General features: G+C 56.1%; 23 protein-coding genes. 6 read left to right on the top strand and 17 right to left on the bottom strand.

From position 1 onward, the window contains the following. Window positions 1-132: 132 nt before the first annotated feature. Genes ACOOGA_RS09260 through ACOOGA_RS09245 form a run of 4 tightly spaced genes read right to left on the bottom strand, consistent with a single transcriptional unit; the run spans window position 133 to window position 2,186 of the window. A complete protein-coding gene (locus tag ACOOGA_RS09260; protein ID WP_417462670.1) occupies window positions 133-786 on the bottom strand; it encodes a DUF938 domain-containing protein in 654 nt (217 codons plus the stop codon). After that, a complete protein-coding gene (locus ACOOGA_RS09255) occupies window positions 786-1,019 on the bottom strand; it encodes a DUF6460 domain-containing protein (RefSeq protein WP_417462671.1) in 234 nt (77 codons plus the stop codon). The genes ACOOGA_RS09260 and ACOOGA_RS09255 overlap by 1 nt, the downstream gene beginning before the upstream one ends. A gap of 32 nt (window positions 1,020-1,051) precedes the next feature. After that, a complete protein-coding gene (locus tag ACOOGA_RS09250; RefSeq protein WP_417462672.1) occupies window positions 1,052-1,483 on the bottom strand; it encodes a hypothetical protein in 432 nt (143 codons plus the stop codon). Between the two features lies 1 nt (window position 1,484). Then, on the bottom strand, window positions 1,485-2,186 hold the full coding sequence (locus tag ACOOGA_RS09245; RefSeq protein ID WP_417462673.1) for an EI24 domain-containing protein: 702 nt from the start codon (window positions 2,184-2,186) through the stop codon (window positions 1,485-1,487). A gap of 185 nt (window positions 2,187-2,371) precedes the next feature. Between ACOOGA_RS09245 and ACOOGA_RS09240 the strand changes: the two genes are divergently transcribed. After that, window positions 2,372-3,358, top strand: a complete 987-nt coding sequence (locus ACOOGA_RS09240; RefSeq protein WP_417462674.1) for an adenosine kinase — start codon at window positions 2,372-2,374, stop codon at window positions 3,356-3,358. Between the two features lie 31 nt (window positions 3,359-3,389). On the opposite strand, the gene htpX is transcribed toward ACOOGA_RS09240, so the two are convergent. Then, complete coding sequence (gene htpX, locus ACOOGA_RS09235) at window positions 3,390-4,316, bottom strand: zinc metalloprotease HtpX (protein ID WP_417462802.1); 927 nt, start codon at window positions 4,314-4,316, stop codon at window positions 3,390-3,392. 142 nt (window positions 4,317-4,458) lie between these two features. Between htpX and ACOOGA_RS09230 the strand changes: the two genes are divergently transcribed. Next, on the top strand, window positions 4,459-5,385 hold the full coding sequence (locus ACOOGA_RS09230) for a CPBP family intramembrane glutamic endopeptidase (RefSeq protein WP_417462675.1): 927 nt from the start codon (window positions 4,459-4,461) through the stop codon (window positions 5,383-5,385). A 7-nt stretch (window positions 5,386-5,392) separates the two neighbouring features. Then, complete coding sequence (locus tag ACOOGA_RS09225) at window positions 5,393-5,551, top strand: DUF1674 domain-containing protein (protein WP_417462676.1); 159 nt, start codon at window positions 5,393-5,395, stop codon at window positions 5,549-5,551. Between the two features lie 6 nt (window positions 5,552-5,557). Here ACOOGA_RS09225 and ACOOGA_RS09220 read toward each other — a convergent pair whose 3' ends face one another. Continuing rightward, entirely contained in the window at window positions 5,558-7,387 is a 1,830-nt protein-coding gene (locus ACOOGA_RS09220) for a hypothetical protein (RefSeq protein ID WP_417462677.1), read from the bottom strand. A 171-nt stretch (window positions 7,388-7,558) separates the two neighbouring features. Next, a complete protein-coding gene (locus tag ACOOGA_RS09215; protein ID WP_417462678.1) occupies window positions 7,559-8,536 on the bottom strand; it encodes an NAD-dependent epimerase/dehydratase family protein in 978 nt (325 codons plus the stop codon). Between the two features lie 121 nt (window positions 8,537-8,657). Here ACOOGA_RS09215 and ACOOGA_RS09210 point away from each other — a divergent pair, with 121 nt between their 5' ends. Continuing rightward, on the top strand, window positions 8,658-9,668 hold the full coding sequence (locus ACOOGA_RS09210) for a DUF481 domain-containing protein (RefSeq protein ID WP_420430583.1): 1,011 nt from the start codon (window positions 8,658-8,660) through the stop codon (window positions 9,666-9,668). A gap of 192 nt (window positions 9,669-9,860) precedes the next feature. Next, window positions 9,861-10,598, top strand: a complete 738-nt coding sequence (locus ACOOGA_RS09205; RefSeq protein WP_417462680.1) for a Crp/Fnr family transcriptional regulator — start codon at window positions 9,861-9,863, stop codon at window positions 10,596-10,598. Here the strand turns inward: ACOOGA_RS09205 and ACOOGA_RS09200 are convergent. Beyond that, window positions 10,595-10,966, bottom strand: a complete 372-nt coding sequence (locus tag ACOOGA_RS09200; protein WP_417462681.1) for a hypothetical protein — start codon at window positions 10,964-10,966, stop codon at window positions 10,595-10,597. The two genes, ACOOGA_RS09205 and ACOOGA_RS09200, sit on opposite strands and share 4 nt — an antisense overlap. Before the next feature lie 134 nt (window positions 10,967-11,100). Between ACOOGA_RS09200 and hemN the strand changes: the two genes are divergently transcribed. After that, on the top strand, window positions 11,101-12,459 hold the full coding sequence (gene hemN, locus ACOOGA_RS09195) for an oxygen-independent coproporphyrinogen III oxidase (protein ID WP_417462682.1): 1,359 nt from the start codon (window positions 11,101-11,103) through the stop codon (window positions 12,457-12,459). Between the two features lie 116 nt (window positions 12,460-12,575). On the opposite strand, the gene ACOOGA_RS09190 is transcribed toward hemN, so the two are convergent. From ACOOGA_RS09190 to ccoN, 9 genes are all read right to left on the bottom strand, one after another. Then, window positions 12,576-13,205: an OmpW/AlkL family protein gene (locus tag ACOOGA_RS09190; protein WP_417462683.1), complete on the bottom strand. Its 630-nt coding sequence runs from the start codon at window positions 13,203-13,205 to the stop codon at window positions 12,576-12,578. 108 nt (window positions 13,206-13,313) lie between these two features. Beyond that, window positions 13,314-13,496 carry a cbb3-type cytochrome oxidase assembly protein CcoS gene (gene ccoS / locus ACOOGA_RS09185; protein ID WP_417462684.1) on the bottom strand — a complete coding sequence of 61 codons (183 nt, stop codon included), beginning with the start codon at window positions 13,494-13,496 and terminating at the stop codon, window positions 13,314-13,316. Further along, on the bottom strand, window positions 13,496-15,754 hold the full coding sequence (locus tag ACOOGA_RS09180) for a heavy metal translocating P-type ATPase (protein WP_417462685.1): 2,259 nt from the start codon (window positions 15,752-15,754) through the stop codon (window positions 13,496-13,498). The genes ccoS and ACOOGA_RS09180 overlap by 1 nt, the downstream gene beginning before the upstream one ends. After that, the gene (locus tag ACOOGA_RS09175) at window positions 15,751-16,245 is read right to left on the bottom strand and encodes a FixH family protein (protein ID WP_417462686.1); all 495 of its coding nucleotides are present in this window, start codon (window positions 16,243-16,245) and stop codon (window positions 15,751-15,753) included. The genes ACOOGA_RS09180 and ACOOGA_RS09175 overlap by 4 nt, the downstream gene beginning before the upstream one ends. 7 nt (window positions 16,246-16,252) lie before the next feature. Next, entirely contained in the window at window positions 16,253-17,668 is a 1,416-nt protein-coding gene (gene ccoG / locus ACOOGA_RS09170; protein WP_417462687.1) for a cytochrome c oxidase accessory protein CcoG, read from the bottom strand. A 20-nt stretch (window positions 17,669-17,688) separates the two neighbouring features. After that, window positions 17,689-18,561, bottom strand: a complete 873-nt coding sequence (gene ccoP / locus ACOOGA_RS09165) for a cytochrome-c oxidase, cbb3-type subunit III (protein WP_417462688.1) — start codon at window positions 18,559-18,561, stop codon at window positions 17,689-17,691. Continuing rightward, window positions 18,558-18,710, bottom strand: a complete 153-nt coding sequence (locus tag ACOOGA_RS09160) for a cbb3-type cytochrome oxidase subunit 3 (RefSeq protein ID WP_417462689.1) — start codon at window positions 18,708-18,710, stop codon at window positions 18,558-18,560. Before ACOOGA_RS09160 ends, ccoP begins: the two co-directional genes overlap by 4 nt. Then, a complete protein-coding gene (ccoO, locus tag ACOOGA_RS09155; RefSeq protein WP_417462690.1) occupies window positions 18,707-19,453 on the bottom strand; it encodes a cytochrome-c oxidase, cbb3-type subunit II in 747 nt (248 codons plus the stop codon). The genes ACOOGA_RS09160 and ccoO overlap by 4 nt, the downstream gene beginning before the upstream one ends. Next, window positions 19,446-20,894 carry a cytochrome-c oxidase, cbb3-type subunit I gene (gene ccoN / locus ACOOGA_RS09150; RefSeq protein ID WP_417462691.1) on the bottom strand — a complete coding sequence of 483 codons (1,449 nt, stop codon included), beginning with the start codon at window positions 20,892-20,894 and terminating at the stop codon, window positions 19,446-19,448. Before ccoN ends, ccoO begins: the two co-directional genes overlap by 8 nt. Window positions 20,895-20,915 lie beyond the last annotated feature (21 nt).

Below are 20,915 nucleotides of genomic sequence, written 5' to 3'. Positions count from 1 at the left end.
GTATACCGGAAGATATACAACGGATTTGCGGTGAACCGTTTGTCTGATACGTTGGGACGTAATATCATAACAAATCTTATGACCATGCAACAGGAAGCCAGACGCTAATGTCCGTTACCGGCAGGTGTCCGCTCAGCCTTTGGTGAAAATCAGGGAAAAATTGTTGGCGGGCATGCCCACCATATCAAGGTCGTTGAAACCAGCCTTTTCGGCAAGGTCCATCACCGCTTCAAGGTCACGCACGCCCCACTCAGGGTTTTGCCGTTTGAGCGACATATCAAACGCGGCATTTGAAGGGGCCGTGTGAGCGCCCTTCTGCTTGTAGGGGCCGTACATATATAAGGTGTCACCGGCCTCAAGGATTTTGCCCGCACCTTTGATCAGCGCCTCAGCCACAGGCCATGGCGCGATGTGGATGAGGTTGATAGCCGCAACGGCGCTTATGCGCGCGGGCAGGCCTTCAAAGCGCCAATCGTCTTCAAGCACATTGAAGCGGCGGGCAGGCAGCAGATTTTCAGTCCCTACATGCTTGGCCCAGGCATCAATGCTGGTGAGGTGCCGGTCGTCAATATCGGTTGGTTGCCAGTAAAGCGGCTTGAGGCGCGGCGCCATATGGGAGGCATGTTCGCCGGTGCCTGATGCCACCTCGAGGAGAACACCGTCACGCGGCAGGCACCCCTCAAGCAGCTCCAGGATAACACCACGGTTGCGCTCGGTGGCGGGGGCGTTCAGGCGGGCGTCGTCATCCGGTTTGCCTGCCGATTTGGGGTCGAAGAACTTCGCCATCAGCTCCGCCGCTTGTTTTTAAGCTGCATAAGGAAATACACCGGCACCACAATGGTGGCACCCAGCAGCACATATTGAAGCCCTGTGCCCACAAGCCAGTCCCAGAAAGCAGCGAGGGTGTTAATTGCCCAGCCGTAGACGTCACCGGGGCTCCAGTTCAGCCAATAGAGAAGCGCGCCAACGAGAAAGCTGTAGATCGCCAGCTTGATAATGGTTCGTGCGTCAACGCGCATATGGTCTCCCCTTCGTCGCCAACGGGTGGCGCTTATTCATCTGGCCAGTGGCCGCCGGGCAAATGGGCAGCAAGGCACTCATCCGTTCCCACCTTTACACCGCCGGGTGTGCGGGCCGCAATATGCCGGGCTTCAAAATAGGCGTTTGTATCGGGCTCGAAAAACACCACCTCAAACACACACGACGCGTTTTCAAACAGCATTACCTGCACGGTGTCATCGCGCCGCACCAGGGTTGGCGCCCCCATCAGGTTCAGCACAGATTGCGGGTTTTGCCCTATCAGTCGCTCCGGGTTTGCGGGTTCACGCGGGTGAATTTCCGCAAGCGGCTGCGGTGCGGGTTCGATCACCGGGGCGGGGGCCACCACTTCAGGGGCCGGTGTTGTAGGCCCGCACGCGGCCAAAAGGCCCAGCATGAGGACGGCAAAACAGCTATGGGGTCGGCGAAATAGTACTGTATGCACTTTAAACTCCTTCGCCCCCTCGTACACGGTCACCTGACAGGTGTTGGAAAATATGGGTCATCACCGCCGTGCCGATGATGGGTGCCAGAATATTGAGGAACGGGATCGCAAACAAGCCCGCGATGAGCGCACCAACAGTAAATATTTTACCGCTATTGCGTTTGCGCATGCGCGTAACATCCCGCGCGTCCATATGGCGGATGGCGACCATCTCGAAATATTCGCGGCCCAAAAGGAATCCGTTGACCGCCACAAACAAGAGGAAGGTGCCGGTGCCCGCGGTGACCAGCAGCAGGATATAAGGGATCAGCGCGATAAGGTTGACGAGGATCATCAGCAGCATGAGCTTGACCGAGCCCAGCACCACCTCAATCGCAGGTACTTTGCGCATGCCCATGCGGTGGGGGTAATATTCCTCCTCGACAGCAAGGGCGATCTTGTCCGTCAGGAAACCCATGACCATGGTCACAACAGCAGGGAAAAGCACATAGGAGCCAACGGCAACCGTGGCCCAGAACCCGGCTTCGTCAAGCCATTCAAGCCAGCTATAGCCATAGGACAGGTCTGTCGGCCAATAGATTTTCAGCAGGTAAATGAGCGCCGAGAGCGTGGCAAAGGCTGTCAGTACGGCCGTGAAAAACACACTGCGAAACTTGGGATGCAGCAATTGCTGCCAGGTTCGGTTGAAAGCTAGCCCTATCATGGTTTTTCCTCGCGATTTTATTGTTTGTGCTCTCCTGAACTCGGTTTTTCCTTGCCGAAGGCACATTATATTTCTTACCCCAAACATAGGTAGCCGCATCAACGCTTGCAATAACCTATGGCTTTTCTATGGTGCCGCTTCAATTGCTGGCACGTGTAGCCGCACAGTTTAAGGAGATACCACCCGTGTCAGATTTTCAGGTTCTTTGCATCGGTAACGCCATTGTCGACATTGTCGCCCGCGTTGAGGAGGATTTCCTTATTGCGCATGAGCGCATCAAAGGCTCCATGATGCTGGTGGACGCGGAAACCTCCGCCCGCATTTACGATGGCATGCCGCCTGCGGTGGAACGCTCTGGCGGGTCTGCGGGCAATACGGCGGCGGGCATCGCGTCCCTTGGCGGTACGGCGGCCTATATGGGCAAGGTGCACGCAGACCAGCTTGGCACTGTGTTCCGCCATGATATCCGCGCCATCGGTGTACATTATGAAACAGAAGCGAGCCTTGAGGGCGCGCCCACGGCCACCAGCATGATCCTCGTGACACCAGACGCCCAGCGCACCATGAGCACCTATCTTGGTGCCTGTGGTGAACTTGCGCTCAGCGATATCGACGAGGATATCGTGGCGCGCTCGGCCGTGACCTATATCGAGGGGTATATGTGGGACCGGGATAACCAGAAAGAGGCGGTACTGAAGGCTATGGATGTAGCGCACGCGAACGGCAAACTGGTGTCGCTCTCCTTGTCTGACAGTTTCTGTGTTGACCGTTTCCGGGCCGAATTTGTTGAGCTGGTTGAAAGCCGCGTGGATATCCTGTTCGCGAACGAGAGCGAGATCATGTCGCTTTATGAGACAGATACTTTCGAGGCAGCAGTGGAGCGCCTGCGCCCGCATGTGAAGCTGGCGGCGCTCACGCGGTCTGAAAAAGGCTCGGTCGTGATCAATAAGGACGGTGAGGTTTCTGTACCGTCGCACCCTGCAACTGTGCTTGACACCACCGGTGCGGGCGATCTGTATGCCGCAGGTTTCCTATATGGTTACACCAGCGGCAAAAGCCTTGAAGATTGCGCGCGCCTTGGTGGCCTCGCGGCAGCCGAAGTGATATCGCACCTTGGCGCGCGGCCGGAGGTGAACCTCAAAAAACTGGCGGCGAGCGAGCTGGGGCTCTAAGCCGCCACCTTATCTGCCCAACAAGGGATACTTACCCCCAGGGGCCACGGCCTTTGGGTGACGTGTCGGTTTCCGGCACGCTTGAACCTGCGCTTCTGCCTCTTGCCGGGCGGGTGAAACCGCCTTGCTCTGCCATGGTTTCAAGGCGGAAGATGCGGTCTTCCATGCGCGGGTGCGTTGAAAACAGGCTGTCAAACGAGCGGCCATTAAGTGGGTTCACGATAAACATATGCGCGGTGGCGGGGTTTTGCTCCGCCCGTTCGCTGACGGTTGCCCGTGCACCCTGATGCAGTTTTGCAAGCGCGCCTGCGAGCGCGAGCGGCTGGCCGCAAATTTGGGCACCTTCCCGGTCGGCGGCAAATTCCCGCGTGCGGGAGATGGCCATCTGCACCAGCATGGCCGCCAGGGGCGCGAGGATCATCATCAATATGGTGCCGATAATGCCCAGCGGATTATTTCTGCTGCCGCCAAAAAACAGCGCAAAGTTGGCCAGCATGGAAATGGCACCGGCGATGGTGGCGGTGATTGTCATGATCAGCGTATCGCGGTTTTTCACGTGGGCCAACTCGTGCGCCATCACGCCTTCCACCTCATCATGGCTCAAAATCCTGAGGAGGCCTGTGGTGGCAGCGACGGCGGCATGCTCCGGGTTGCGGCCGGTGGCAAAGGCATTGGGTTGGGCGTCGTCCACAATATAAACCTTGGGCATAGGCAGGCCCGCACGCCGGGAAAGCCGCTCAACAATGCTCACAAGCTCTGGCGCGTCGCGTTTGGTGACCTCCCGCGCGCCATGCATGGAAAGCACGATCTTGTCCGCCCGCCAATAGGCCATAAAGTTAAGCCCGGCGGCGATAACAAGCGCGATCAGCATACCGGCCTCGCCGCCCAGCATCAGGCCGAAAAACAGGAAAAGGGCCGTCATGGCGGCCATCAAAAGGGCGGTGCGGGCAAAACTCATCATGGCTCACTCAAATGTCGGTTTGTCGCGTTTGACTTGCGATTTGTTTCATATTTGGGCAGCGTGAGGGCATGGTTCAAGGGTTTCCCTCTCGGTTTCCCTCCGGACTTAAAGGTCAAATAACGGAATTGAATATACATCTATGTCTGCGCCAAACCATGCCGAAATGAACCCTGCACCGCTTGCCCGTGGCACCAGCATCAAGGCTCTTGTGAACTTTGTTGTGCTGACGGCCCTTTTGTCGCTGGGCGCGTCGTGGCTCGTGATCGATATCGGGCTCAAGCGGCACTATATGGCGCTCCTGATGTGGACGCCGGGCATTGCCGCCATCGCGGCGCTCAAAATCTCCGGCATTCCGCTTGCCACCCTTGGTTGGAGTTGGGGCAAGGCACGTTATCAGTGGCTTTCTTACATACTGCCCGCCATATACGGCGTGATTGCCTACGGTATTTTGTGGAGCAGCGGTTTTGGTGGTGCTGTGGACCCCAAGTTCATTGAGGAAGCGGGCTATCACCTCGGCCTTGTGGGCTGGGGCGATACGGCAACGCTTTTGATGGCGATCTTTATTTTTGCTGGCATTGGCATGACATGGCATATGGCCACGGCCCTTGGGGAAGAGATTGGCTGGCGCGGGTTTTTGACGCCTATGCTGATGCGTCATGTGTCTTTCCCCATAGCGTCGCTCATCACCGGGGCACTGTGGGCGCTCTGGCACCTGCCAATCATTCTGTTCACTAAATATAACGCTGGCCCCAACGACATGGGCATGCAGATCGCCAACTTCACGCTGATGACCATCGGTCTATCGTTCATCATGAGCTATCTGCGGATCAAGTCCGGCAGCCTGTGGACGGCAGCCATACTGCACGCCGCGCATAATATCTTCATCCTCAGTCTGTTGCAGCGCATGACGGTGCAATATGAAGGCACATGGGCTTATGCGGGCGAGTTTGGCCTGATATTGCCGCTTGTGGTCGCTGCTTTTGCGTTATACTTCTGGCGCCGCGCGCATGTGGAAGGCCTGACAGGCCGCATGTCCGCGCCTGAGGTTAGTGATAAAAGCGTGTGAGGAAGCAGTGAGCGACAAGACCCAAAAACCGGTGGACAAAAAATCGTCAGCGCAATCAGTTGAAAAAGCGGACAAAACCCAGCAGCGGGAAATTGGCGGCCGCAAAGGCCCAGAGCCAACCCGTTATGGAGACTGGGAGAAAAACGGTATTATCTCGGATTTCTAGGACGCCTTAGGCTTTTTCAGCCGTATCAGGCGCGCCGGGGATGTCTGGGCCCTCGCTGTCATCGTCACCCTCAGGCGCGGTGTTATCAGCGGTATCATCACCCTCTTCATCCTCGAGCTCTTCTTCCGGTTCTTCCGGTGGTGCATTTGTCGGCCGGTTCAGGCCGGCACGCTCAAGCAGGTCGCGAAACGCCAGAAGTTCTTCTTCTGCCTTTCCGCGCGGCATACCCTTGATCAGGCCCTCGGTAAAACCTGGCTGCTTCATATAGATGCGCACCTGATGGTCGGCTCGGTCCCGGCAGTCGCCTGCAGTGAAATAATTATCCGCCAGGAGGCTGAGGATTTTCTTAGCTTTTTCCTGCAGGCTGATATTGAGCCCATGCAGCTTTTTGAGGATCTGGGTGTTGTCCATGATCGCACGGCAGAAAGCATCCAGTTTTTCTGCGATCTTGCGGCGGTGCATCTCTGTGAGGTCTGCGTCCATGATGCGCTTCTGCAAATGCACAAGGTCATGCATACGCTGCATGGGCTGTTTGTTATCAAGGCCAACAAAGATGGATTCGTATTCGGGTCGGGTCAGCACCGGCAACATGAAATTGGCCACCATGCGCTTGTTGGCGTGCCCGATGGTATATTGCTCCAGATCCAGCAGCGCATTCAGTTGGTCAAACGGGTTTTTCATGTCGAACAGCATTTCGCCAACTGCCTGACTGTTCAGAAGGCGGCCAGCACGGGACGCCAGCGCTTCTTCAACGCTCTCGAGCATGCCCACATCGTCCTGCAGCTCATCAATGGCGGCCTTGAGTTGGTCTAGCCCCTTGAGCTGCTCCACAAGGCCATCAGGGCATATGGGCTTGGGGGCTTCAATCTCAAGCTTCAGCCGGTTGAAAAGTGCGCGCGCCACTTGCGGCATCTTGCCTTCGGACAAGAAGCCGTTCAGGCGCAAAACCTCGTCTGAAAAACAGGGTGAATGTTCGTCCTCACCCATCAGGTTCAGCCGCCCGGCTTGCAGGTGCGCGAGCCAAATCATGAAACGCCCGCGATCTTCGGGCTCCCCGAGCATCTGACCAAGGATACTGGGGTGCTGGAACATCTCGCCAATCAACTGGTCGAGAATTTCAAGCACCCATGCGGGCCTGTTGCCGCTCAGCATGGCAATGGCGCGGCCAACTTTGTCGGTGAGGGTTACAGCAGGGCGCAGGTATTCGGTGATCGCGCAGGTGAGCAGGAAACGCTTGTTGGACTTTTCCTTCAGCTGGTCAATCAGCGGGTTCAACCGGCCCACCTCAAGCGACGGTACGCTGTCCTTGGTGCTCTTCATAATGTCGACGGAGGTGTCGATCACTTTGGTGATCTTGCGCATACGCTCCTGAATGGAGCCTTGGTCGTTCTCGTAGGATACGGCTGTGCGCTGCACAGCGTTTTGGAGCTTTGTGCCAGCGTTATAGAGCTTGTAATAATGCTCAAGGCTATGCAGCAGCTCGGTGGGCGTCAGCATCCAGTCGGTCAGCGTATTGCCCAACAGCTCCCATATGGCGCGGCGGCCATCGGCGCTATAGAGGTCGTCAGGTGTCAGGCAGGGTGAGATGGTGCCGGATTGGTCGTATTTGGAGGTCTTGCGCATACCGCCGCGGGAATAGATCTCCACGCTGGCAAATTCGTGGCTGACCTTGTCGTAGCTTTCCTTGACGACGCGCACCCCTGTGTAACGACGGGAGCCCCAGGCCTCTTCAGCCTTGGCAACAGCGGCCTTGCGATCCGACATCACTTCGAGAATGGTCCAGCGCGTACCGCGCCGTCCTATGATCTCATAGTGAACACTCTGACCTAACGACACTCAACTCTCCCAATATCCCTCTGTGTCAGACGGTGGCATGTTCTGGTGCGGCGTTAAACAACACACAGGTTCGTCAATACTTCCCACTTTCATAACAATGTGTGAAGGCCGTGAAAAATTTAGTCAATTTTAAATCACCAAATTTGCATGGGCACCACCGGTGCGGATTGGTTAGACAAGCTTCTCTTCCTTGAGATAGGCCACACATTCCGCCACAGATTGCTCAAGCGGCACAATGCGGTAATCAAGTTCGCGCACGGCCTTGTCGCTCAGGGCGTCAACACGTTCGGTGGCGAAATAGGCTTCTTCGGGTGTGACCATCGGGCGTTTGCCGGTGAAGTTGCTCCAGAGGCTGAGGATATCCGCCAGCAAGGTCAACATGAAGGCCGAGGTTGGCGATTTTGGCTCCGGCAGGCCGAGCTTTTCTGAAGCGCAGGCAAGGAAACCATGCATGGTCTCATATGGTCCGCCGAGGATATAGTTTTCCCCGCATTTGCCTTTTTCATAGGCCGCCACCAGCGCTTCCGCGACCGCGCGCCCATTGGCGAAGTTGCCTGCCCCCGGTGGTACGCCCGGCAAGCTGCCGTCTGCATGGCGGATAATGAGCCGGGCCCAGTTGTGGCTGTCATAGCGGCCAATGATGTGGGTCGGGTTCACGATCACCGCATCCATGCCGCGCCAGGTGGCTTCCTTGACCTTGCGTTCGGCAAATGTTTTGGTGTTCACATAGGAAACCCAGCTATCAGCGCCCAGTTTTTCGGTTTCCTCGGTCACAGGGTCTTTATGGATGCCGTATACACTGACGCTGGATACATGGACAAAGCGTCTGATGCCTTTGTCTGTTGCCAGTTGCAGCAGCCCTGCGGTGGCAACCACATTCACCTCATGCTGGCGTGCGGCCTCAGCCTTCCAGGAACTGGTATCAGCAGCGATATGAAAGAGCGCATCAAGGTTCTCTGGCACCTTGCCTGCATAATCATGCGGATGGGTCAGGTTGCCCTTAATATAGGACACCCGGTCGCCAAATAATTTTTCGGCGGCCTTTTTGTCGCGTACCAGAATGTGTATGGTCCAACCCTGTTCGGTTAGAACATCAATCAAATGGCGCCCCAGAAAGCCGGTGGCGCCGGTAACGAATGCGGATGGCATTGACGCTTTCCCGATTTTGACCTTGAAGGTCCAATTTTTTGCCTAAATTTGGCTCAACGCTTGTGTTTCAAGGGAACTGGCGCTAAGTCACTGGCAAATTAATCTATGTCTCGCAAGGAATATGACGTTCATGCAGCTTTTTGGCAATGCGAAGAAACAAATTTTGGTAGCCTTTTTTGCTCTCGCTGCCATCACCACAACCGCTGAAGTACAGGCGTCTGGCACCCCCACTGGCATCAGTGATTTGCTGAAAACGGCATCTGTAGCGAACGACAAAGCAACCTTTGATACGCTTTTGACCACGGCGCTCAACACTTGGCCGAACAAGCGGATCGAGATCCTGAAGGCCGCACGCGGTGTCAGCGAAACCTGGATGAGCCAGGCGTATCTTGATGAGCTTGCGGCTGCCCAGAAAGCGGAAGAAGCCGCAGAGGCCGCATCCCGCGCCCGCGGTGTCATGTATTATCTGGACCCCAAGCTCTGGCAGGGACAGGCCCAGCTTGGTGGCAGCACCAGCACGGGTGATACGGAAGAGCAGGGCATTTCGGCGGCTCTCAGTTTTGAGCGTGCCTTTGGCCCCAAGTGGAACCATTCGATCGACCTGAAGTTTGATATGGCGCGCTCTGACGGTGCCACCACCCGGCAAAAGTTTGTTGGCCAGTATGAACTGATGTGGAAGCCGTGGAAAGATGTGTTCCTCTTGAGCTTCTCCGAGGTTGAGCTGGATAAATTCTCCGGTTATGACTACCGCGTCATTGAAAACCTCGCGGTCGGTACCGAGATCTTCCGCACACCGCGCCAGAACCTGCGGATCGAGGCTGGCCCCGGTATCCGGATCAGCCGTGTTGAAGCCACAGACTTTGCGCCAGCGATGACCGACAAGGAATTTCTTGGCCGTGTATCCAGCACCTATGAGCTGAAACTTACAGACACCATCGTATTCAAGGATCGGGCGTCCGCCATTTTTGGGTCAGATTCGACCACACTTGAGAATTGGGCTCAGTTTTCGGCGCGCATCAACTCCCATCTGGCGGCCCGGTTGTCGTTTGATATCAAATACGATTCCATTGCGCCGATTGGCACCGCGAAATGGGATACAGCAACCCGCGCGTCGCTCGTATACGACTTCTGATAAAAACTTAGGTTAACTAATCATTAACCATTCAGCCCGTGAGTTGTGCCTTGCGGGCTTTTATTTTGTGTCTTCATCGGTGCACCACCGCTATGACAATCTGACACATTGCCAATTTTGCCTGTCGACTTTAGTATCCGCTTAACAATTTCTGTGTACTATTGCGCATGGAAATGCTTGGGGAAGAAGCGAATGGCCACCACAACTGAACATCGTCACGTCGACAAATACGCACTGCTTGCAGCTGTGCCGTTGTTTAAGGACGCGCCGGATCATGTTGTGGAGGTGTTTTCGCGTGCCAGTGACTTTTCGGTATACCGCAAGGGTGAAGCCCTTTTCCTGCAGGATGACCCGACAGACTGGTTCTATCTCATCCTTAGCGGCTGGGTGAAACTGTTCAGGGAAACGATGGACGGCAATGAGGCGGTGATCGAGATTGTTTCCTCAGGCCAGCTTGTTGCCGAGACCGCAATCTTTGAGAACAACGAGCATGCCTACAGTGCGGTGGCGATTGAGGACACTGGCGTGTTGCGGCTGCCGGTCTCTGCCCTGCAAAACGCGATTGAAAAGGATAACCAGCTCGCGCTGGCGATGCTAGGCTCCCTATCGCTCCACCGCAAACGCCAGACGCGGGAGATTGAAAGCCTTACGCTTCAGAACGCGTCCCAGCGCATTGGCTGTTTCCTGCTGCGCCTTTGCCGCAGTGATGATGACGGCCCGATTGAGCTACAGCTCCCTTACGATAAAACCCATATTGCTGCGCGCCTTGGCATGAAGTCAGAGACGTTTTCACGTGCACTGAACAAGCTCCGTCAGGAAACCGGTATCACTGTAAAAGGTGCAACCGTCACCATCCCAACCATTGATGTGATGTCCCGGTTTGCGTGCAGTGGTTGCTCAAACGAGTTTCCCTGCGACGATATGCACTAACTATTGTCAGGGGGGCTAACAGCCTTCAGCCATCTCCAGTCAATCAGCGACGGGTCGGAAATATATTTCTCCGGGTTGGCAAGCACATCTTCGATATATTGTTTGCTGAGACGGGTGACCGGGGGTGCCTCACCGTCTTCACCTGTACGTTCAATGTGATGCTCTGAAAGCGTTATACGGCATCGTGCTTTTGGTTCATCATCAATGAGCGCCAGCTCAACACACCTGCCTTTGAGGGCATCCTCTCCCGCCTGCCATATGCGGTTATAGGGAAAGCGTTTGCTGTTGGCTTCCAGTGCCGCGTTGCAGATGCGCAGGTACGCTTCCAGCTGGGCTTCAAAAACTTCTTGTTGATCGCCATTTGGCAAGGGTCATCTCCGCCATCATTTGATAGGGAGTTCATCACATTTTTCTCATGCTGTAGTTGATTTTCGTCAAGTCGCGGCCGCGCATACCTCGCTAGAAGAAGGGTGCGCAACACCACCATAAGCAGGAGCAAGCTGTGACATCCGCAATCCATCAGGCTTTACTTGACCACAACCGGCAGGTTCCAAGATATACGAGCTACCCGACCGCGCCGCATTTCTCCCCTGAGGTAACGGGCGAGGTGTTTTCAGGCTGGGTCAAGGCGCTTCCAGATGGTGCCAGTTTGTCGCTTTATATCCATATCCCCTATTGTCGGCAGATATGCTGGTACTGCGGCTGTTTTACCAAGGCGACTCGCAAATATGCGCCCGTTGAAGGGTTTGTGGCCTCTCTTGTGGAAGAGATCAAACACACCAGTGCGGAATTGAGTGGCGGGCAGGTTGTCAACCATATCCACTTTGGTGGTGGTTCGCCGAGCATGCTCAAGCCTGATGATTTCACGTCGATCATGAAGGTGATACGCGAGGGGTATACTGTCCACCCTGAAGCGGAGATCGCGATTGAGCTGGACCCACGTGAGGTGACTGAGGCCAAGGTGTCGGCCTATGCCGCAGGTGGTGTGACCCGTGCGAGCCTTGGTGTGCAGGATTTTCATGTTGAGGTGCAGCAGGCGATCGGGCGCAGGCAGCCGTTTCATATGGTGTATGATGCCGTGCGTTTCCTGCGTGATTATGGCATCAGTGACATCAATATGGACCTTCTCTATGGCTTGCCGGGGCAAACCCTCCAAAGAATAGAAGAGAATGTTGATTTCGCGGTGGCGCTAAACCCCAGCCGCATAGCGCTTTTTGGCTATGCCCACGTGCCGTGGATGAAAAAACATATGCAGCTTATTGATGAAGCAGCCTTGCCGGACGGTGAAGCGCGGCTCAAGCAGTTTGATGCCGCGTCCGCGCGGCTCGCAAAACGTGGATATGAGGCGGTCGGGCTTGACCATTTTGTGCGTCATACCGACCCGATGGCAGAGGCGCTGCGCACCCACACGCTCCGGCGCAATTTCCAAGGATACACGACAGATGCGGCCGACGCGTTACTTGGGTTCGGTACGTCTGCCATCAGTGTGCTGCCGCAGGGCTATGCGCAAAACACGCTAGTTGCCAAAGACTATGCAGAGACCGTGTCACGCGGTAGTTACCCTGTGGTGAAGGGTAAATGGGTGAATGAGGATGACCGGCTTCGCCGCGCTGTTATCGAAACCCTGATGTGCTACTTCGAGGTCGACCTTGACGACTTCTGCAAAAAGCGCGGTCTTCCTTGCGACTATTTCGACGATGCCTTGCCTGAGTTGACATCACTTGCCTTTGAAGGCCTTATCCGGCTTCTGGGGCGGCGTATCATCATTGACCAAAACGCCCGGCAGGCCGTGCGCCTCGCCGCCGCCGCTTTTGATAGCTATCTGAACCCGTCTGTCACACGTCACGCACAAGTGGCCTGAGCGAGAAATTTTCCCTGACCAAGAATGCAATAAGGCCCGCAGTCGTAATGACAGCGGGCCTTCTCTCCCCCGACTACCTACCCGGATGTCAGCCCAGGTAGATGTCAGTCAATGGGCTAGAAGCGGTAACCGAAACCAACACCGAGCACCCAGGGGTCAAGGTCAACATCTGCGATAACCGCACCGTCGTTGATGGACACATCTGTGTTGAGCCAAAGTTTCTTGGCGTCCACGTTGAAATACCAGTTGTCCCTGATCTTGACATCAAAGCCAGCCTGCAGCGCGACACCAAAGCCGTTTTCATAGTCAATGCTGGTGACGTCACCTGCGTCCGCATTATAGAAGAAGGTATAGTTTACCCCCGCGCCCAGATAGGGTTTCACTGGGCCTTCCGGGTTGAAATGATACTGCATCAGAAGGGTTGGCGGCAGCACCCAAGTGTCACCAAGGCTCAGGTCGCCAAGCGCGGTACCTTCGGCTGAGACATCATGTTTGGTGGTGGCAAGGATCAGTTCTGTTGCCACATTCTTGGTCCAGAAATAAGTGATATCCAGCTCCGGTACGATGGATGTATCTACTTTGGCTTCCCCACCGATGGATACGGTTGAGCTTTCGCTTGGTGCGACATCGATAAGGCGCAGGCGAACGAGCCATGGGCTGTCACCGTCAGCGGCCATCGCGGGACCGGCAGCGGCCTGCAGCGCAAGGGCACAGGTAAATGCTTTTAAAACGGATGAGATACGCATTGGTTTTTCCTCAATGTTTGTTCTGAAACCGGTGTACAGAACGGATGGGAAAAACGACTTGATAATTGTCAATTATTCAGTGATTTCAATGCACTATGCGGCGGAATGTCACACCTTGTCGGTGTTATTTTCAGGGTTCTCAGCGTGGTCGTCTTGGTCATCAAAAAGGATGCGGTGTGCGGCCCCCTCAAGGTCCTCATACTGGTTGTTGCGCATGGTCCACAAAAACCCGGCCAGCCCGATAAGGCCAAGGGTCAGGGCGATAGGAATGAGATAAAGAAGGATATCCATCAGCGCCGTGCCTTTCCGAGGTTGAGCCGGAAGGCGTTGAGAATGACGATGAGCGACGAGCCAGACATGGCCGCCGCCGCCACAAGAGGGGTTACAAACCCCATCACCGCCACAGGGATAGCGATGAGGTTATAAAGCACGGCGAGCGCGAAGTTCTGCCGCACCAGTTTGCCGGAGCGCGTGGAGACATCAAGCGCGGTCAGTATCGGCCGCAACCTGTCGCCCTGGAAAACAATATCAGCGGTATTCTGGGTGATATCCATCGCGCTTGAAGGTGACATGGAGACATGGGCCGATGCAAGCGCAGGTGCATCATTCAGGCCGTCCCCCACCATCAGGATCTTGGCGCCTGTTTTGCTGAGCATTTTCAGATAGTCGCATTTCTCAAGCGGGCTGGCTTCAGCCTTGAGAAGGGTTATACCCGCTTTTTTCGCCACACGGGCGGCCACAATATGCCGGTCACCCGACAGCAGCCGCACATCCATGCCCGCCGCTGTGAGGGATGCGACAACTTCCGCCGCGTCGTCGCGAAGCTGGTCAGAGAAGGTGAATCGCGCGCGGGGTTCGCCGTCGGCGGCAAACCACAGCTCCAGCGAGGTATCATCAACGGGGGCGGAGCCGTCACCGCACCATGCGCGGCTGCCGAGCTTGAATACCCAACCCTCGAATTCGGTGAACAGCCCCTTGCCCGGCACCTCGGTTATATTGAGATCAAGCAGGTCACCGTCGTAGGCGTTTGCGAGCGCTTTTGAAAGCGGGTGCCTGCTATGCACCGCCAGGGACGCCGCGATGCGCAGGTATGATTGGCTATAATTCCCCGGTTTCAGTTTGGGTTTGCCAAGGGTCAGGGTGCCGGTTTTGTCAAACACCACCGTGTCTACCTCAGCCAGTTTTTCAAGCGCGTCGCCTGATTTCAAGAGGATGCCCGCACGCATCAACTTGCCGCTCGCCAGCACTTGCACCACAGGAACCGCTAGGCCTAGGGCACAGGGGCAGGTGATGATCAGCACGGTGACGGCGTGAAGGAGCGAAACCTGCCACGGTGCCTGCATCACAAACCACCAACCGATGAAAGTGAGCGCGCCCATGGCGTGCACCACGGGCGTGTAAAGTTGTGCCGCTTTATCCGCCAGCCGCACATATTTGGCACCGCCCTGCTCGGCTGTTTCCATCAGCCGGACAATTTCGCTCAAGAGGCTTTTGTTTGAGGCTTTTGACACCTGTATTTGTAGCGGTGCTGAGAGGTTGAGCGTGCCCGCGAACACTTCCCCGCCTTCCTCAATCACTTCGGGCACGGTCTCCCCGGTGATGAGCGACAGGTCAATGTCCGAGCGGCCCTTTTGCACAATACCGTCCGCCGGTATGGTTTCGCCGGTTGCCACCAGCACGATCATGCCCTCGCGTAGTTCCGTGATTGGCACTTGTGTTGCGCGGCCCTGCTCGAACACAACCGCCATGCCTGCCAGCTTGGACAAGAGGTTTGCAGCGCTTTCCCGCGCTTTGCCTTTGGCGCGGGCATCCAGATATCGGCCAATCAGCAGGAAAAAGAGCAGCATCACAGCGCTGTCGAAATACACATGCTGGCCGTGGCGCACCGCTTCAAACACACTCATGCCACAGGCGAGGACGACAGCAATGGAGATCGGCACATCCATATTGGTGTGCCCTTCCCGGAGCACAGCATAGGCGGAGCGGAAGAATGGCCGTCCGGCATACAGCACGGTCGGCAGCGCGATAAGGGCCGAAAGCCAGTGAAACAGGTCGCGCGTGGCCATGCCCATGGTATTGGCGTCTGTGGTCCATAGGCCCACGGAGATCAGCATCATGTTCCCGGCGGCAAACCCTGCAACAGCAATCGCACGCAGAAGCGCTTTGCTGGCTTCGTCCGCCACCTCGCGCCCCGCATCCAGAAGGTGCAGCTTGTAGCCAAGTTTGCTGACCTTTTCGGCCAACGCGTCACCGCGGTTGCGCGCGCCATGCCAGCTCATGCTCACCCGCTCGGTGCTCATGTTAACGCGGGCGTGTGTCACAGCATCTTCAGAGAGAAGCGCATTTTCGATCAACCTGATGCAGGCCGCGCAGTGAATGCCCTCAACCCCGAGCGTGAGTGTATAGGTATCATCTTCGCTTTCGGTGGCGAGACGTGAAAACCCCGTGTTTTCGGTGAGCGTGCCTGCGGCAGAATAAGCTGCCTCACAGCCGGGGCAGCAGAAGTCCTGCCCCTCATTTGTTTCCGCGCCGCAGTGCTTGCAGCTCAAGGCGCTTCCACTATCAGCCTTTTGTGGGCCTGATAGTCCTGATCTTGCCAAAGCGCGTATACGCGGGCATCCCACTGCCCATTGGCGGGGAAGCTGACCGGCACTTCATAGCGGCCATCACCCGCTGCACGTAGTTCCAGCGTGAAATCCTGAGCGTCACCAATGGGGCGCTTGATCACGGCTTTAACGGCGGCACCATTGAGCGCTACACCATCGTTGCCGTTAAGCGTGAACACGAGCATGCCGCCTTCAAGGTGGATAGCGTGTTGCCAGCCAAGCGCGGCCTGTGCCTCTGCGGCAGCAACCGTGTCATTGTAGGCTAGGCCTTTATCGTAGGCCTGCTCGGACACCACGCCCGTGTGGGTAGAGGTGGCCAGATAGACAAAAATGCCGTCAAGAATGGCGACAACTATAAAAAAGGCGACGATATACCAGGGTATCCAGCGGTCGCTTTTGCGGGCACCTGTTGCTTGCGCTATCTCGTTCATCATGCCCTCCCTATGGCCTGCCGCTCATGAAAATACCGTCATAAGATGCGCCGGTTTCCCCGTTCACTTCTTCAATGCGGACCGTCACTTCGTTTCGCGCTTCTGCTAGTTTGTCAGCGGTTATAAAAACCCGGTAGTGGCCCACGCTGTCAGCAAAAACGGGCAGTTGGGCGGCGTCAAAGTTGCCAGCGCCCTGGATGCGAATTTCTGCGTTCGTGAGGCCTTCAACAGACAGCATGTATTTTTTGTCCGTATGGGTTTTGTTCAAAATCTTCACGTCATACCCGTTGCGGATGCGTCCGTCAGACATGGTGACAAAAAGCGGGTTGCGGTCGTGCAGCACGTGCAGCTCAACCGGGTCACGGTGCATCAGGCCATAAAGCATGACGCCACCAACAATGGCGAGGATGGCACTATAATAGACCGTGCGGGCCCGCAGAAGGTGAGACTGTTCTTTCACGCCTTCTTCGCGGGCAAGCTGGTTGTTGGTGGTATCATAGCGGATCAGGCCGCGCGGGCGGCCAACCTTGTCCATGATATCATCGCAGGCATCTACACAAAGGCCGCAGGCAATGCATTCCATCTGCAAGCCGTCGCGGATATCAATGCCCATGGGGCAAACCTGCACACAGGCGGTGCAGTCCACGCAGTCGCCGCGTCCGTCCCAGCTTTCACCTTTTTTGTGTTTGCCGCGTGGTTCGCCGCGCTTCTCATCATACCCGATGATCAGCGTGTCCTTGTCGAACATCGCACTCTGGAAACGTGAATAGGGGCACATATACATGCACACCTGTTCGCGTGCGAAACCAGCCATAAGGTAGGTGGAGAAGGTGAGCGCAATGATCCAGCCACCAACAGACCACGGCACATCGAAGTTGAGGATATGTTCAAGAAGGGTGGGCGCGTCGTTGAAGTAGAAGACCCATGCACCCCCGGTCAGCATCCCGATCAGCAGCCACAGGCTGTGGGTGAGCGCCATTTTCCAAAGTTTCTCGAACCCCCACGGAGCGTTCGCGAGCCGCATGCGCTTGGCTCTGTCGCCCTGCACGATGCGCTCAACCCAGACAAAAAGATCGGTCCAGACCGTTTGCGGGCAGGCGTACCCGCACCACACCCGGCCAAAAAGGCTGGTGGCGAAAAAGAGCGCAACAGCCGCCAGAATGAGGATGCCGGTAAGGTAATAAACCTCCTGCGGCCATATCTCGATGAAGAAGAAATAAGCGCGCTGCGCTTGCATATCGATCAGGATGGCCTGGTCTGGTGCATGGGCACCCCTATCCCAGCGCAGGAAAGGCGCGAGATAATAGATCCCCAGCGTGATGACCATCGCCAGCCATTTGATCTTGCGGAACTTACCCCAAACGCGTTTTGGAAAGATGCGTGCTTTTTTCTCAAAAAGCTGAATGGGGGGCGCGTTGTCGCTCATTTCGGATGCTCCTGCGCGGCCTATTCTTCGCCGCCACCGAGTGAATGCACATAAATGGCAAGCTGGCGGATCGTGTTTGCGTCCAGCCTTGCTTCCCAATTAGGCATAACACCATGTTTGGGCTTGCGTATCTGTGACATGATGTCCGCGCGGTCATTACCATAGAACCAGATCGCGTCAGCGAGGTTTGGTGCGCCAAGGCTTTTGTCACCGGTGCCGTCTTCTGCGTGGCATGCAGCGCAATTGTCTTCATATGTCTGGCGGCCCATGTCGGTTGGGACCGCATCGGTCGTGAAGCTCAGCACATAATCGGCGGTCGCCTCAATCTCTGCCTCACCCAGCATGTCACCAAAGGCGGGCATCTCAGAAAACCGTGTTTCATCATGGCTTGAACGTACACCAAAACGGATGGTGTCATGGAGGGAGTTAATGTCACCGCCCCACAGCCAGTCATCATCATTGAGGTTGGGGTAACCGGCAGAACCAGCACCGCCGGTGCCGTGACAGGTTGCGCAGTTATCCTTGAAGGCCGCCGCGCCACCAGCAACCGCGAACGCATATAGCTCAGGGTTTTGCTGGATCTCGCTAAAGCTCGCGTCCTCAAAGCGGGTGAGATAAGCCGCTTTGCGCGCAGTGATCTCAGCCTGCTGTTCCTTCAACTCATCGTATTGCGTCCAGCCCATGGAACCTTTGGTACCGCCGCGTTCGCCGTTGCCTGAGAGAGTTGGCCACGCGGGGTACACGACCCAGTAACCAACCGCCCAGATAACGGAGGCGAGAAAGACGATCAGCCACCAACGCGGGGAGGGGTTGTTCAGCTCTTTGATGCCGTCCCACTCGTGCCCGGTTGTTTCAATGCCGGTGAATTTATCAATGTCAGGTTTCTTGCTCATGCCTCATCCCCTCTGAGAGGAATTTCTTTGTGTGCTTCAAGCGTCTTTTTCATGGATGGCCGGTAGGCCCAGACGGCTATGCCGCAAAACACCAGGAAGAAGAACAGAAGGCCGGTTAGCCCTGCGTGGTTTGAAAGCCAGGTCATCATTGTCCTGCCTCCTTACCGGAGCGGGCGCCGCCGTCATGCACATAGTCTTTAAGCTCCGCCATGGTGCCCAGCACCTGGAGGTAAGCGATCAGGGCGTCCAGCTCCGTTGTTGTGGCCTGGCCGTCGAAGTTGCGGGCGTTGATCTTGGTGTAACGCTCCATCAGGCCGTCGTGGTGGTCGCTCTCATTCTGTGCCTGTGCCATCGCGTCATTATAGGCGTTGGCGATCTGTTCATCCGTATAGGGCACGCCCACCATCTGAAGGGCTTTCATGTCAGCAGCGATACCAGCCAGCTTCGCGCCCTTGCGCGCCAGGTGGGCATAGGGTGGCATGATGCTTTCCGGCACTACTTGCTGGGGCTTGATCATGTGTTGCACGTGCCAGTCGTCAGAATATTTGCCGCCAACCCGCGCGAGATCTGGCCCCGTGCGTTTGGACCCCCACTGGAACGGATGATCATACATGCTTTCTGCTGCCAGCGAGTAGTGACCGTAGCGCTCAACTTCGTCACGCAACGGGCGAATTTGCTGGCTGTGGCAGTTATAACAACCCTCGCGGATATAGACGTTTTGCCCGGCCAGTTCGAGCGGTGTGTAAGGGCGTACGCCCTTCACCGGCTCGATCGTGGTTTCCATGCGAAAGAGCGGCAGGATTTCAACGATGCCGCCGATGGAGATTACAATCACCACAAAAATTAGCATCAGGATGGAGTTTTTCTCCAGTCGTTCGTGTTTTCTAAGCATGAGCTGTCTCCGCACCTTGCGCGTCATCATCGGCTCTGGCGGGGACGTTATCCCCGCGGATGGTTTTGACGAAGTTGTAGACCATGATCAGGCTACCGCTCAGGAACAGGATGCCGCCAAGCGCCCGGATCAGATAGAAGGGGTGCATCGCCATTACGGATTCCACGAAGCTGTATTCAAGGAAGCCCATGCTGTCGTATGACCGCCACATCAAGCCCTGCATGATGCCGGAGACCCACATGGCCGTGATATACAGCACGATGCCGATGGTCGCGATCCACAGGTGCAGGCTCACGAGCCGGGTGGAATAAAGCTCCTTCTTCTTCCACAGAACCGGCACGAGGTAATAAAGCGCGCCAAATGTGATGAAGGCGACCCATCCAAGCGCGCCGGAATGCACGTGACCGATGGTCCAGTCCGTATAGTGGGAAAGCGCGTTCACTGTCTTGATAGACATCAGCGGCCCTTCAAACGTGCTCATGCCGTAGAAGGCAAGCGAGACGATCATAAACTGGAGCACAGGGTCCTCCCGGAGTTTGTGCCATGCCCCCGACAGCGTCATCATGCCGTTGATCATGCCGCCCCAGGAGGGCATCCATAACATGATGGAGAAGGTTGCGCCGAGCGTCTGTGCCCAATCAGGCAGGGCGGTGTAATGCAGGTGGTGTGGCCCCGCCCATATATAGATGAAGATCAGCGACCAGAAGTGCAGGATGGAAAGTCGGTAGCTGTAGACCGGGCGTTCTGCGCGTTTGGGCACAAAATAATACATGATGCCAAGGAAACCGGCGGTGAGGAAAAAGCCCACGGCATTGTGGCCGTACCACCACTGGATAAGTGCCGACTGCACACCGCCCCACATTGGGTAGCTTTTCACTTCCGTGAAGGATACCGGAATGGCGATATTGTTGCCGAGGTGCAGCACGGCAACAGTGACGATAAACGAGAGATAGAACCAGTTGGCCACATAGATGTGCGGTTCGCGCCGGTTCTTCAGCGTCATCATGAAAACAACGAGGTAAGCCACCCACACGAAGGTTAGCCATAGGTCGGCGTACCATTCTGGTTCGGCATATTCCTTGGCCTGGGTGACCCCAAGCACATAGCCAAGCGCCGCCATCACGATAAAGGCCTGATAGCCCCAGAATGTGAAGGTTGCCACGTTATCGCCCCACAGCCGTGTGCGGCAGGTTCGCTGCACAACAAAATAGCTGGTGGCAAACAGTGCGTTCCCGCCAAAGGCAAAGATAACGGCGGATGTATGCACCGGCCGTAACCTGCCAAAGGTGAGATATTCACCGAAGTTCAGGCCGGGAAAAGCCATCTGTAACGCGATAAACACGCCCACAGTAAAGCCTACCACGCCCCAGAAAATGGTGGCGATCGTGAAGAGCTTCACGATCTCGTCGTTATAATTTGGTTTGTCAGCAAGAGTAGTCATTGACCTGCACCTACATTTTTT

The sequence above is a fragment of the Kordiimonas sp. genome, assembly GCF_965216265.1.
Lineage (GTDB): Bacteria > Pseudomonadota > Alphaproteobacteria > Sphingomonadales > Kordiimonadaceae > Kordiimonas.
Note: the sequence above shows the minus strand (reverse complement) of the source record. Positions and strands in the feature narration are given on the sequence as shown.

Coding starts and splice junctions, on each gene's coding strand:
- ACOOGA_RS09215 (WP_417462678.1), bottom strand. CDS start 8,536: ATGCCATCCGCATTCGTTACCGGCGCCACCGGCTTTCTGGGGCGCCAT.
- ccoN (WP_417462691.1), bottom strand. CDS start 20,894: ATGACTACTCTTGCTGACAAACCAAATTATAACGACGAGATCGTGAAG.
- ACOOGA_RS09175 (WP_417462686.1), bottom strand. CDS start 16,245: ATGATGAACGAGATAGCGCAAGCAACAGGTGCCCGCAAAAGCGACCGC.
- ccoS (WP_417462684.1), bottom strand. CDS start 13,496: ATGGATATCCTTCTTTATCTCATTCCTATCGCCCTGACCCTTGGCCTT.
- ACOOGA_RS09190 (WP_417462683.1), bottom strand. CDS start 13,205: ATGCGTATCTCATCCGTTTTAAAAGCATTTACCTGTGCCCTTGCGCTG.
- ccoP (WP_417462688.1), bottom strand. CDS start 18,561: ATGAGCAAGAAACCTGACATTGATAAATTCACCGGCATTGAAACAACC.
- ccoO (WP_417462690.1), bottom strand. CDS start 19,453: ATGCTTAGAAAACACGAACGACTGGAGAAAAACTCCATCCTGATGCTA.
- ACOOGA_RS09230 (WP_417462675.1), top strand. CDS start 4,459: ATGTCTGCGCCAAACCATGCCGAAATGAACCCTGCACCGCTTGCCCGT.
- ACOOGA_RS09160 (WP_417462689.1), bottom strand. CDS start 18,710: ATGATGACCTGGCTTTCAAACCACGCAGGGCTAACCGGCCTTCTGTTC.
- ACOOGA_RS09210 (WP_420430583.1), top strand. CDS start 8,658: ATGACGTTCATGCAGCTTTTTGGCAATGCGAAGAAACAAATTTTGGTA.
- ACOOGA_RS09245 (WP_417462673.1), bottom strand. CDS start 2,186: ATGATAGGGCTAGCTTTCAACCGAACCTGGCAGCAATTGCTGCATCCC.
- htpX (WP_417462802.1), bottom strand. CDS start 4,316: ATGAGTTTTGCCCGCACCGCCCTTTTGATGGCCGCCATGACGGCCCTT.
- ACOOGA_RS09255 (WP_417462671.1), bottom strand. CDS start 1,019: ATGCGCGTTGACGCACGAACCATTATCAAGCTGGCGATCTACAGCTTT.
- ACOOGA_RS09205 (WP_417462680.1), top strand. CDS start 9,861: ATGGCCACCACAACTGAACATCGTCACGTCGACAAATACGCACTGCTT.
- ccoG (WP_417462687.1), bottom strand. CDS start 17,668: ATGAGCGACAACGCGCCCCCCATTCAGCTTTTTGAGAAAAAAGCACGC.
- ACOOGA_RS09260 (WP_417462670.1), bottom strand. CDS start 786: ATGGCGAAGTTCTTCGACCCCAAATCGGCAGGCAAACCGGATGACGAC.